Here is an 11,344-nt window from a genome sequence, read left to right as displayed (position 1 = left end):
CGAGTCAGACGAGTAACAGGACAACCCAGAAGATCATTGCTGGTACCACGAAAACTGGCCGACGGACGTTCGCCAGGCGGTCGCCCCCGACATGCATGAATGCCACGGCGAACAGGCTGGAACATGCGATCAGCGCGCAGGCCCGCAGCACCATTGCCGGTTGGCCGAGTGCCGGCCAATCGACCAAACCCGCGCGAGCGCCGCTCAGATATTGCTCCGCGTCGACCAGGTCGACCGTCAGAATCAATGCGAGATACATGACTTCGATCAGCAGCAACGGGCCGACCTTCAAGACGAACACGATGGATCGAGCTGCTGTATCCGCGCGCATGACCACTCCGTTGAGTGCAATCGACGCTTTACGCGAACTCGTACATTGTCTGCCGCGGTTGCGGCTATGCCACTGCTCTAGTCCTTCGCGGTCGGCGTCCCGGCGGGCGGGGGCACGACAGTTGCGGCGGCCGCCGTCACAATCGGCGGGCCCTTGGCGATCGTCGCGGTCAGCGCGGCGATCTCGGGGCAAGCACGCTTGGCACAGACGGTGCGGATCTTGGCGAGGTTCTCGCGCGCGCGCTGCACCGCGCCGCGTGCGACTAGCGCCTCGCCCTGCCCGCGCAAGGCCGCGATATCGTTGGGGTCGAGCGACAAGGCCTCACGGTACAGCCGGATCGCCTTGCCCGGAAGCGCGCGGGATTGCGCGACCTGCCCGAGCGCCGTGAACGCATCGCGGTTGCGCGGATCGACCGCAACAGCGCTTTCCAGCATGTCGGTTGCGCCATCGAGATTACCCGACGCCTGCAACGCCCGGCCCTTCGTCAGCAACGCCAGCGAGCGCGCGTCGATCGCATCCTCGGCGCGCTGGCCCTGAACGGCGGTTCCGATCGTCAGCAGCGTCATCGCGGCGGCGATCGCAACGGGGGTGTAGCGCATGAGATACTCCAGCTTCGTCACGCGCACAGCGGTATCACCCGCGAGTTAATCGCGCGACAAAAAACCCGTCGGTCGCGTCGTGCGCAGGGGTGAGCCGGACCCCGGCACCATGCGCGCGCCCGGCGGGTAACGCGAGCGGCTCGGCATGCCAGCCGGCGTGATCCGCTAGGAACGCAGCGACCTGCCCGGCCCCCTCCTCGTCGAGCAGCGAACAGACGATATAGACCAGCGCGCCGCCGGGCCGGACCAGATCCGCGCCGATCGCCAGGACGTGCTGCTGCGTCGCCACCAGCCGGTCGAGCCGTTCGGGGCTCAGCCTCCAGCGCGCCTCGGGATTGCGCCGCCAAGTACCGGTACCCGAACAGGGCGCATCGATCAGCACGCAATCCGCACTGCCGCCCCAGTCTTCCAGCATCTCGGCCTCGCGTCCCGGATTGAGCAGCCGCGTCTCGATGATCGCCGCGTCGGCGCGCTCGGCGCGGGGCGCGAGCCGTGACAGGCGGTTGCGATCGGTATCGGTCGCGAGGATCACGCCCTCCCCGCCCATTGCCGCCGCCAGCGCGAGCGTCTTGCCGCCCGCGCCTGCGCACAGGTCGACGATCCGCTGGCCCGTCTTTGCCTCTGCCGCGAGCGTGACCATCTGGCTCCCCGCGTCCTGCACTTCCAGCGCGCCTTCCGGCACGCCTTCCATCTTGTCGACATCCGTCCCGGCGGTAAGCCGCAGCGCATCGGTCAAGCCTGCGATCGGCTCCGATCCTTCGACGACCAGATCGCCCGCCTTGGCGCGGTTGACGCGAACGTCGAGCGGAGCGCGATCAATCAGCGCGGGGAATTCGGCATCGTCGAGCCCCGAAGCCCGGAGGCGTTCGAGCAGCCAGTTGGGCGCGACGCCGGGAAACGACTTGCTCTCGCCGTCGCCGATCTTGGCCGGGCCGTGGCCTACGCCGTCGAAGGTCGCGGCGAGGTCCGGATCCTCGGCGGCGAGCGCGAGCATCGCGGCGCGGCCCGAGCGCGGGCGTTCGCCGATCGTGCGGATCGCGGCATAGACCAGTTCACGCACCGCGCGGCGGTCCTTGCTCCCGGCATAACGGCGGTTGGCGAAATAGCGCGCGACCAGCGTATCCGCCGCTGCGCCGGAATCGCGCGCGGCGACGATGATCTCGTCGAGCAGCTCGATTGCGGCCTGGGTTCTTGCGGCGGGGGTCATTGGCAGTCTTTCCGGGGTGGTTCGGTGTGAACAGACGCCCGTAGATCAATTTGGCGGCTTCGGGAAACTTTCCCCGGGCAAGGCTCTCCCGGGGAGCCACGGATGGCCGCCCAGACGGTGGCCATCCGGGCGATGCGTCAGGCAGCCGGGGGTGCGAACACGCGCAGCCGGTGACCGTCAGGGTCGCGCGCGACGAAGGTCATGCCGAAGCGCATGAGGGTCGGGGCCTGGAGGATGGCGATGCCGCGTCGGGACCAATCGGCATGAGTCGCCTCCACCGCGGCTGCGTCGGCGACAGCGAAGGCAATCTCGCTGCCGCCGGGCTGCCCGGTGCTCGCGGGTTCGACGGTCTCCTGCAACCACAGGCCGAGCATGACCCCTTCCCGCAATGGCAGGATCGCGACGTCCGCCTTTTGCTCGACGATCGGCAGGCCGAGCATGTCGCGATAGAAAGCGGCACTCGCGATATGGTCGCGGACGTACAGTAGCAGGAATGTAAAGTCGGGCATGGAAACTCCCCCAGCGTAGCGGCACTCGGGATGGGTGCCGGTGCGGGGAAGCTACGACGCGCTGCTGTCAGTCTCTGTCAGCAGTCACTGTTCGGGAACGCCCTGCAGCGCGTGCCACGCCTTGAGGAGCCGCGCGCGACGATCCGGATAGCGCGCGGCGTCGGATCGGATCGTGCGAATGCGGTCGATCCGGAAATGCCGGTAGCCGCCGCGCAACTCGCACCAGGCGACGAGCACGCGCACCCGATCATAGAAAGCGAGCGCGATCGGCCAGATCATGCGATCGGTCGGCCTATCGTGTTCGTCGGCATAGCCGATCTGAAGCTTGTGTTCGGACCGGATCGCTTGGCGGATCGCCACAAGATCGCCGTCGCGCGCGGCGATCGGCTCTCCGGGACCGATCAGCAGGCCCGATGCGTCGATGTTCGCCTTGAGGTCGTCGGGCAGGACCGCGCCGATCTTTGCGAGCACGTTGCGGGCGGCCACGCCGAGCATCCCGTCCGCGCGTTCCGAAACCCACCTGGAACCAAGCACAAGGGCCTCGATTTCCTCCTCGGAGAACATCAGCGGCGGCAGCAGAAACCCCGGCCTGAGCATATATCCAAGGCCCGCTTCCCCCGCGATATCCGCGCCCTGCGCCCGCAGGCTCTCGATGTCGCGATAAACGGTGCGCAAGGATACGCCAAGGTCCTCGGCGAGCACGGCACCCGCGATCGGTCGCCGATGCTGCCGAAGTACCTGGATCAGGTCGAGGAGGCGGTGCGCGCGAGACATGAGCGGTTCTCTTTGCCCACGCTTACCGTCAAATCAGGTGCCTGTCAGGGGTGGCCGAGGCCGCTGGTCGTTCGAGGACTCCCCTTACCGCGTCGGGTAATTGGGGGCCTCGCGCGTGATGTCGACGTCGTGGACATGGCTTTCCTTGAGGCCAGCACCCGTGATCTGGACGAAGCGCGCGCGCTCCTGCAACGCGGTGATGCTCGACGAGCCGGTATAGCCCATCGCCGCGCGGATGCCGCCGACGAGCTGGTGGATCACGTCGCGCGCCGGGCCCTTGAACGCGACCTGGCCTTCGATCCCCTCGGGAACGAGCTTCATCTGATCCTTGATATCGCCCTGGAAATAGCGATCCGCCGAGCCGCGGCCCATCGCGCCGACCGAGCCCATCCCGCGATACGACTTGTACGCGCGGCCCTGGAACAGGAAGGTGTCGCCCGGTGCTTCCTCGGTGCCCGCGAGCAGCGAGCCGATCATGCACGCCGACGCGCCCGCCGCGAGTGCCTTCGCCAGATCGCCCGAGGTGCGCAGTCCACCGTCCGCGATGACCGGCACACCCATCTTCTGGCCGACTTCGGCGCAATCCATGACCGCGGTGAGCTGCGGCACGCCGACGCCCGCGACGACGCGCGTGGTGCAGATCGAGCCCGGGCCGATCCCGACCTTGATCCCGTCCGCGCCCGCATCGATCAGCGCACGCGTGGCTTCCGCGGTGGCGACGTTGCCCGCGATCACCTGGACCGAATTGCTGAGCTTCTTGACCCGCTCGACCGCGCGCGCGACGTCGCGGTTGTGGCCGTGCGCTGTGTCGATGACGACGAGATCGAGCTCGGCATCGACCAGCGCGGCGGTGCGATCGAACCCCTTGTCGCCGACCGTCGTCGCGGCGGCCACGCGGAGCCGCCCGGCGGCGTCCTTGGTCGCGTTCGGGTAAGTGACGGCCTTTTCGATGTCCTTGACGGTGATGAGGCCGATGCAGCGATACGCCTCGTCGACGACGAGCAGCTTCTCGATCCGGCGCTGGTGAAGCAGGCGACGCGCCTCTTCCTGCGTCACGCCCGGCGAAACCGTCGCGAGATTTTCATGCGTCATCAGCTCGGAAACCGGCTGGCGCGGGTTCTCGGCGAAGCGGACGTCGCGGTTGGTGAGGATGCCGACGAGCACGCCGTCCGCGCGGACGACCGGGATGCCGCTGATCCGGTGATGCTTCATCAACGCCTGCGCGTCCGCCAGCGTTGCGTGCGGCTCGATCGTGATCGGATTGACCACCATGCCGCTTTCGAACCGCTTGACCGCACGCACCGCCGCGACCTGTTCGTCGACTTCCATGTTGCGGTGGAGCACGCCGATGCCGCCAAGCTGTGCCATGACGATCGCCATGTCGGCTTCGGTCACGGTGTCCATCGCGGACGAGAGGATCGGAATGTCGAGCGAGATGCCGCGCGTCACGCGGGTCGCGGTGTTGGTCTGGCTCGGGACGATGTCCGATTCAGCAGGCACCAAGAGGACATCGTCGAAAGTGAGTCCGAGGCGAATGTCCATGGGTGCCGGTCCTGCGCGGGAAGAGAAAAGCGAGTCGTGGCGGTCCATGTAACCGCCGACCCCGCAAAGCGCCAGTGCAGCGCCGGGATTTGCGTCAGCGCTTGGCGAAGAACCCCGAAGCGAGCGTGCCGAGCTGCCCGAGCACCCCGCCCTGCGCGTCGAGCATCGCCGCGACCTTGGCGAGCGTTTCCTCGCCACCGATCATCTGAAGGAGCTGCTGCAGCGTCGCGGGGGAAAGCCCGGTGCTTGCGGCTGCGGTGCCGACGGTATCCCCCGGCGCGGCGTGCGCCTGCCCCAGCGCCTGCAAGGCGGCCTCGACCTGTTGCGGGGTCAGACCGACCTTGGCGGCGAGCGTCGCCACGTCGACATTTTGCAGCACCTGTCCCAGCACGCCGTCGAGCATTCCCATCGATCCGTCCTCTACGCTGCTTAACTCCGACCGCGCGCCTATCACGCACCCGGCAGCGGGGCGAGATCGGGTGCGACGAAATCGCGCCGTGCTGCCACCGAAAACAGCCGTTCGCGCGAATAGAAGCGGAGCGGCCAGTCGCGCTGCCCCTCCGCGCGCAGCAGCAGCGTATTGACGGTCACCGCCAGCGATGCCTCGGGAGCCGAAAGTGAGAGATAAGACTGGATACCCGCGACGAAGCTCCGCGTGATCGTCGCGTGATAGCCGCTGGTATCATCGTTCACGCCGCCAACCGCTGCGTTGTAGCGGCGGATGAAGCCCCCGATCTCCGCATCGACGTCTACATCCGGCCGATCGCGCAGCAGCCAGCACGTCGCGGCGATATGCGCCTCGTGCGTCCAGTCCGCCTTGGGTAGCGTGCAGGCAAGCAAGCCTTTCCCGATGCGCCGGATCGCGGCGTCATCGGGGAACAGTCTTGGTTCTGGATCGCCAGTCGGCATCGGAACCTCCGCGAAGTGGCCGGTTCCGGTTCCCGGGCGGATCAGGCCGGCGCGTGGACCTTTGGCGCCGATTGGCGCACGCCTTCGTCGACATGCTCTGCGAACTGCGCGAAGTTTTCAACGAACAGATCGACCAGCCTTGCCGCGGTGGCGTCATACGCCTCCTTGTCCGCCCAGGTCGCGCGCGGGTCGAGGATCGCGCTGTCGACCCCCGGCACCGCGACCGGCACCTTGAACCCGAAGTTCGGGTCGGTCCGGAACTCGGCATCGTTGAGGCTACCGTCCAGCGCCGCATTCAGCAGCGCGCGCGTCGCCTTGATGGGCATGCGACTGCCTACGCCGTACTTGCCGCCAGTCCAGCCGGTGTTGACCAGCCAGCAATCGACCCCGCCTTTAGCGATCCGCTCCTTGAGCAGATTGCCGTAAACCGAGGGATGCCGCGCCATGAACGGCGCGCCGAAGCACGTCGAGAAGGTCGCGTCCGGCTCAGTCACGCCGATTTCGGTGCCAGCCACGCGTGCCGTATACCCCGAGAGGAAGTGGTACATCGCCTGTTCCGGTGTTAGCTTCGCGACCGGCGGCAGGATCCCATAGGCGTCCGCGGTCAGCATCACGATGTTGCGCGGCACCGGCCCCATGTTCTTTTCGGACGCATTGGGGATGAAGTCGATCGGATAGGCCCCGCGGCTGTTCTCGGCGAGGCTCGCGTCGTCGAGGTCAAGCTGACGCGTCACCGGGTCCATCACGACATTCTCCAGGATCGTCCCGAACCGCTTGGTCGTCGCAAAAATCTCGGGTTCCGCGTCAGCCGACAGGCGGATCATCTTGGCGTAACAGCCGCCCTCGAAATTGAAGACCGCGGTGTCCGACCAGCCGTGCTCGTCATCGCCGATCAGCGTGCGGCTCGCGTCGGCGCTGAGCGTCGTCTTGCCCGTCCCCGACAGGCCGAAAAACACCGCCGTGTCGCCATCCAGCCCCATGTTGGCCGAGCAGTGCATCGGCATCACCCCGGTCGGCGGGAGGAGGTAATTGAGCAGACTGAACACCGACTTCTTCATTTCGCCGGCGTAGCGCGTCCCGCCGATGAGGATCAGCTTCTCGGTGAAGTTGACCGCGATCACGGTCTCGCTGCGGCAACCGTGGCGCTCGGGCGAGGCGCGGAAACTCGGGAGATCGATGATCGTGTAATCGGGCACGAAATCGCGCAGCTCCGATTCCTCCGGGCGGACCAGCATCGTGCGGATGAAGCTGTTGTGCCACGCGAGTTCGTTGACGACGCGCACCTTCACGCGGTGCTCGGGCTGCGACCCGCCGAACAGATCCTGGACAAACAGGTCTTCCTTGTGGCGGAGCGCCGCGAGGAAATCCGCCTTCAGCGCGGCGAAATGCTCAGGCGACATTGCCTTGTTGCTTTTGCCCCACCACACGGTCGATTCGGTTTCGGCATCGCGGACGATGAACTTGTCCTGCGCCGAACGCCCGGTATGCGCGCCCGTCTCGACGACCAGCGGACCGTCGGCGGACAGTTTTCCTTCGCCACGCGAGATGGCGGCCTGGATCAGGCGCGCGGTAACGAGGTTCCAGTGCAGGCTCGCGCGGGTCTCGATACCCTGCGCGTCAAGCCCCGCAACGGGGATGCGGTCACTCACAACATTCTCTCCTACTGTGCCGACCATCATGGGGGCGGCATCGGTTCCTCGCCGCATATCGCCGGGCCGTTCTGCGGTCAAACGGGCACGATCGACGACGGCGCGCAATGTGGGACAGCTTTGTTCAGCGTGGATTGAGGCTGGCAGCGTAATGGATTAGGCCGGATCCCCAACGACACGAGGCCCCTCCGCCGATGACGGCAACGATTGCCCTGGTCGATGACGACCGTAACATCCTGACATCGGTGTCGATCACGCTGCAGGCCGAGGGTTTCGTCACCCGGCTCTATTCGGATGGCGAAACCGCGCTCAAGGCACTGATCGACAATCCGCCCGACATTGCGATCCTCGACATCAAGATGCCGCGGATGGACGGGCTCGAACTGCTGCGCCGGCTGCGCGAGAAGAGCATGGTGCCGGTGATCTTCCTGACGTCGAAGGACGACGAACTCGACGAGGCGCTGGGGCTCGCGATGGGGGCGGACGATTATATCGCCAAGCCCTTCTCGCAACGCCTTCTGATCGCCCGGATTCGCGCAATCCTGCGCCGTGCCGAAGTCTCGCAAGGCGGCGCGGGGACCGAAGAAGCGGCAGCGCAAACCAGCCTGACGCGCGGGCGGCTTGCGATGGATACGGCGCGTCACCGCGTGACCTGGGACGGTGCGCCGGTCACGCTGACCGTCACCGAATTCCTGATCCTCGAGACGCTGGCGCAGCGCCCGGGGATCGTGAAGACCCGCAACCAGCTGATGGATGCGGCGTATCATGACGACATTTACGTCGATGACCGCACGATCGACAGCCATATCAAGCGCGTTCGGCGCAAGTTCCGGCAAGTTGACGCCAGCTTTGACGCGATCGAGACACTCTATGGAGCGGGCTATCGATTCTCCGAGGAATGACGAGCCCGCGCGCGAGGAGGATGCCCGCGCGCTGTCGCTCCGCTGGTCTGCACGGGTCTCGCTCACCCCGCGGATCCTGTTCGTCAACGTCTTCGCGCTGGCGATGCTCGCAGGCGGGTTCTTCTACCTCGATTCGTACCGGAGCCGGATCGTCGACGACCGCGTGCGGCAATCCATCCGCGAAGCCCGGCTGGTCGCCGAGGCGCTGGTCTCGGTGCCCGATGACCAGCGCACCGATCTGGCGCTGCGGCTCGCGCGCGCGACCGGTGCGCGGTTGCGGATCTACGACGATCGCGACTTGCCCGTGATCGATACGCGCACGCTTGGCTTGCGCAATTTCGTGCTGCAGGACCCGGACAAGCAGGACGGCGGCCAGGAGTCCGCGCGCATCCTCGACGCGATCATCGACACGGTCGTCGGTACGCCGCGCGCGCCTCTGTACCGAGAGCATCGCTCGGGCCTCAACTGGCCCGACGTGCGCACGGTCCGCGCGACCACCACGGGGGCCGCGACGGTGTGGCGCGCGCCCGACCGCACGCCCGTCATCACCGCCGCGGCACAGTTGCCGCACGGCGGGGTGGTGATGACCACCAACAATGTTCGCGACATCACCCAGACCGTGCGGGTCGAACGCTTCCGGCTCGGCATCGTACTGATGATCGTATCGATCGTCTCGGTCCTGCTGTCGCTGTTCCTCGCGCGGACGATCGTGCGACCGCTGCGCCGGCTGGCCTATGCCGCAGTGCGGGTGCGGATGGGCCGGGCGCGCGAAGTGGTCGTGCCCCGCCTACCCTATCGCCGCGACGAGATCGGGATGCTTGCACGGGCGCTGTCGGACATGAGCCTTGCCCTGCGCGCGCGGATCGACGCGATCGAGGCGTTCGCGGCGGACGTGACGCACGAGATGAAGAACCCGCTCGCATCGCTCCGCTCGGCGGTCGAGGGCCTCGCACTGGTCAAGGACCCCGAACTGCAGGAGCGCCTGCTCGCGATCGTGCGCGACGACGTCCACCGGCTCGACCGGCTCATCACCGACATTGCCGAAGCGTCGCGGCTCGACGCACAACTAAGCCGCGCCAAGTTCGAGCCAGTCAATCTGCGCACGATGATCGCCGCGCTGATCGCCGGGCGCGAGGAACGCGGCGTCGACCGCGCGATCCGGCTGCGGCTCGACCTGCACGACGAAGGCGGCACAGGGTTCGTCGTGATGGGCGAAGGCGGGCGGCTCGAACGCGTGATCGACAATCTGATCGACAATGCCGTATCCTTCTCGCCCGAAGGGGGCACGATCGGCATCACCATGTCGCGCGAGACCGATACCATCGTGATCGAGGTGGAGGACGAAGGCCCCGGCGTTCCCGCGGACGCACGCGAGAAGGTGTTCCAGCGCTTCCAGTCGCTGCGACCCGCCGACGAGGCGTTCGGCAAGCATTCGGGGCTGGGCCTCGCGATCGCGCGGACGATCGTCGAGGCACATCAGGGGCAGATCACCGCCGAAGCACGACGTGGCGGCGTGACCGGCGCACGGTTCGTGGTGTGCCTGCCCGTCGGTGAAGCGCGGTGAGCACGCCGCCGATTCATGCCACCACGGTGGCGATCGACGGCGCGGCGGTGTTGCTGCTCGGTCCGTCCGGGTCGGGCAAGTCGGATCTGGCGCTGCGGCTGATCGATCGCGGGGCGACGTTGGTAAGCGATGACTATACGCTGCTGACGCCATTGGACGGACAACTGATCGCAAATGCGCCGCCGACGATTTCGGGCAAGATCGAGGTCCGCGGGCTCGGGATCGTTGCGCTCGACCGGGTGGGTAACGTACCGGTAATGCTTGCGGTTCGGCTCGACCGACCGGTCGAACGGATGCCGTCACAGACGCGCGCCGACTATCATGGTATTGCGATCCACGAGGTCGCGATCGACCCATTCGAGCTTTCGGCACCGATCAAGGTGGAATTGGCGCTGCGGCACGCTAGAGAGACGGCATGACGCTTGACCCCAAGGAAATCCTGCTCGTCACCGGCCTGTCCGGTGCGGGCAAGTCGACCGTGCTTCGCACGCTCGAGGATCTCGGTTGGGAAGTGGTCGACAACCTCCCCTTGCCGCTGCTCGACCGGTTGCTCAGTTCGCCGTTGCCAATGGGGGCGGAGCAATCCCGCCAGCCGCTCGCGATCGGCATCGGCGCACGGACTCGCGATTTCGACTCGGACCGGATCGTCGATCGCATCAAACATTTGCGCGAAGCCTATGGCCATGACGTCGGCACGCTGTTCCTCGATTGTGCGGGCGGCGAACTCGAGCGGCGCTATTCGGAGACGCGACGACGCCATCCGCTCGCGCTCGATCGCCCCGCCGCCGACGGGATCGCGCGCGAGCGCGATTTGCTCGCGCCGCTCAGGCGCTGGGCCAACCGGTTGATCGATACGACCGACCTGACCGCCAACCAGCTTGCGCAACAGGTCCGCGACACCTTCTCGCGCGAGCATCAGGACGGGCCGACGCTGGCGATCATGTCGTTCGGGTTCGCGCGCGGTGTGCCGCGCGGTGCGGATCTGGTGTTCGACATGCGCTTCCTGCGCAATCCGCACTGGGTTCCCGCGCTGCGCCCCGGTACGGGGCTCGATGCCGACGTCTCGGCCTATGTCGCCGAGGACCCTGCCTATGAGGCGGCGGTCGGGCGGATCGAGGAGCTGCTCGAATTGCTGCTTCCGCGGTACCGTGCTGAAGGCAAGTCCTATTTGACCGTCGCCTTCGGGTGTACCGGGGGGAGACACCGCTCGGTCCATGTCACCGAACGCGTCGCGGCGCGGTTGCGCAACGCCGGATTTTCGCCCACGGTTACCCACCGCGATCTCGCCGCCGCCCCCCAGGACTCGCTCGAAGGGGTGCCCGATGATCGCCAGCAAGACGGAACGGCAGTAGCGTGAA

General features: G+C 66.8%; 13 protein-coding genes. 4 read left to right on the top strand and 9 right to left on the bottom strand.

The genetic code is table 11. The features are described from left to right. Positions 1–4: 4 nt before the first annotated feature. The 9 genes from ABIC17_RS08080 to ABIC17_RS08040 form a co-directional block, all read right to left on the bottom strand. Positions 5–337, bottom strand: coding sequence for a hypothetical protein (locus ABIC17_RS08080; protein ID WP_354280792.1), 333 nt, complete (start codon positions 335–337; stop codon positions 5–7). Between the two features lie 71 nt (positions 338–408). Continuing rightward, complete coding sequence (locus ABIC17_RS08075) at positions 409–930, bottom strand: tetratricopeptide repeat protein (protein ID WP_502958439.1); 522 nt, start codon at positions 928–930, stop codon at positions 409–411. A gap of 34 nt (positions 931–964) precedes the next feature. Then, positions 965–2,137, bottom strand: a complete 1,173-nt coding sequence (locus tag ABIC17_RS08070; protein WP_354280788.1) for an RsmB/NOP family class I SAM-dependent RNA methyltransferase — start codon at positions 2,135–2,137, stop codon at positions 965–967. A gap of 137 nt (positions 2,138–2,274) precedes the next feature. Then, positions 2,275–2,646 (bottom strand): VOC family protein, encoded by a 372-nt coding sequence (locus ABIC17_RS08065; RefSeq protein WP_354280786.1) that lies wholly within the window; start codon positions 2,644–2,646, stop codon positions 2,275–2,277. An 84-nt stretch (positions 2,647–2,730) separates the two neighbouring features. Next, complete coding sequence (locus ABIC17_RS08060; RefSeq protein WP_354280784.1) at positions 2,731–3,420, bottom strand: helix-turn-helix transcriptional regulator; 690 nt, start codon at positions 3,418–3,420, stop codon at positions 2,731–2,733. Positions 3,421–3,504: 84 nt separating this feature from the next. After that, a complete protein-coding gene (guaB, locus tag ABIC17_RS08055; RefSeq protein ID WP_354280782.1) occupies positions 3,505–4,962 on the bottom strand; it encodes an IMP dehydrogenase in 1,458 nt (485 codons plus the stop codon). Positions 4,963–5,056: 94 nt separating this feature from the next. Continuing rightward, positions 5,057–5,371: a hypothetical protein gene (locus tag ABIC17_RS08050; RefSeq protein ID WP_354280780.1), complete on the bottom strand. Its 315-nt coding sequence runs from the start codon at positions 5,369–5,371 to the stop codon at positions 5,057–5,059. 41 nt (positions 5,372–5,412) lie between these two features. Then, positions 5,413–5,871 carry a hypothetical protein gene (locus tag ABIC17_RS08045; RefSeq protein WP_354280778.1) on the bottom strand — a complete coding sequence of 153 codons (459 nt, stop codon included), beginning with the start codon at positions 5,869–5,871 and terminating at the stop codon, positions 5,413–5,415. 41 nt (positions 5,872–5,912) lie between these two features. Then, the gene (locus ABIC17_RS08040; RefSeq protein WP_502958438.1) at positions 5,913–7,547 is read right to left on the bottom strand and encodes a phosphoenolpyruvate carboxykinase; all 1,635 of its coding nucleotides are present in this window, start codon (positions 7,545–7,547) and stop codon (positions 5,913–5,915) included. A 167-nt stretch (positions 7,548–7,714) separates the two neighbouring features. On the opposite strand from ABIC17_RS08040, the gene ABIC17_RS08035 reads away from it, so the two are divergent. Genes ABIC17_RS08035 through rapZ form a run of 4 tightly spaced genes read left to right on the top strand, consistent with a single transcriptional unit; the run spans position 7,715 to position 11,343 of the window. Continuing rightward, positions 7,715–8,422: a response regulator gene (locus ABIC17_RS08035; protein WP_354280774.1), complete on the top strand. Its 708-nt coding sequence runs from the start codon at positions 7,715–7,717 to the stop codon at positions 8,420–8,422. Then, on the top strand, positions 8,391–9,986 hold the full coding sequence (locus ABIC17_RS08030; protein WP_354280772.1) for a sensor histidine kinase: 1,596 nt from the start codon (positions 8,391–8,393) through the stop codon (positions 9,984–9,986). The genes ABIC17_RS08035 and ABIC17_RS08030 overlap by 32 nt, the downstream gene beginning before the upstream one ends. Further along, complete coding sequence (locus tag ABIC17_RS08025) at positions 9,983–10,405, top strand: HPr kinase/phosphorylase (RefSeq protein ID WP_354280770.1); 423 nt, start codon at positions 9,983–9,985, stop codon at positions 10,403–10,405. The genes ABIC17_RS08030 and ABIC17_RS08025 overlap by 4 nt, the downstream gene beginning before the upstream one ends. Further along, positions 10,402–11,343: an RNase adapter RapZ gene (gene rapZ, locus ABIC17_RS08020; protein WP_354280769.1), complete on the top strand. Its 942-nt coding sequence runs from the start codon at positions 10,402–10,404 to the stop codon at positions 11,341–11,343. The genes ABIC17_RS08025 and rapZ overlap by 4 nt, the downstream gene beginning before the upstream one ends. Position 11,344: the final 1 nt, after the last annotated feature.

The organism is Sphingomonas sp. PvP056 (assembly GCF_040549155.1).
Taxonomy (GTDB): Bacteria; Pseudomonadota; Alphaproteobacteria; order Sphingomonadales; family Sphingomonadaceae; genus Sphingomonas.
The sequence above is the reverse complement of the archived record's forward strand: the minus strand, read 5'-3'. Positions and strand labels throughout refer to the sequence as shown.

Bases quoted from the DNA above. Each gene is read 5' to 3' on its own strand.
- ABIC17_RS08075 (WP_502958439.1), bottom strand. From the start codon at position 930: ATGCGCTACACCCCCGTTGCGATCGCCGCCGCGATGACGCTGCTGACG.
- ABIC17_RS08070 (WP_354280788.1), bottom strand. From the start codon at position 2,137: ATGACCCCCGCCGCAAGAACCCAGGCCGCAATCGAGCTGCTCGACGAG.
- ABIC17_RS08065 (WP_354280786.1), bottom strand. From the start codon at position 2,646: ATGCCCGACTTTACATTCCTGCTACTGTACGTCCGCGACCATATCGCG.
- ABIC17_RS08060 (WP_354280784.1), bottom strand. From the start codon at position 3,420: ATGTCTCGCGCGCACCGCCTCCTCGACCTGATCCAGGTACTTCGGCAG.
- guaB (WP_354280782.1), bottom strand. From the start codon at position 4,962: ATGGACATTCGCCTCGGACTCACTTTCGACGATGTCCTCTTGGTGCCT.
- ABIC17_RS08050 (WP_354280780.1), bottom strand. From the start codon at position 5,371: ATGGGAATGCTCGACGGCGTGCTGGGACAGGTGCTGCAAAATGTCGAC.
- ABIC17_RS08045 (WP_354280778.1), bottom strand. From the start codon at position 5,871: ATGCCGACTGGCGATCCAGAACCAAGACTGTTCCCCGATGACGCCGCG.
- ABIC17_RS08040 (WP_502958438.1), bottom strand. From the start codon at position 7,547: ATGGTCGGCACAGTAGGAGAGAATGTTGTGAGTGACCGCATCCCCGTT.
- ABIC17_RS08035 (WP_354280774.1), top strand. From the start codon at position 7,715: ATGACGGCAACGATTGCCCTGGTCGATGACGACCGTAACATCCTGACA.
- ABIC17_RS08030 (WP_354280772.1), top strand. From the start codon at position 8,391: ATGGAGCGGGCTATCGATTCTCCGAGGAATGACGAGCCCGCGCGCGAG.
- rapZ (WP_354280769.1), top strand. From the start codon at position 10,402: ATGACGCTTGACCCCAAGGAAATCCTGCTCGTCACCGGCCTGTCCGGT.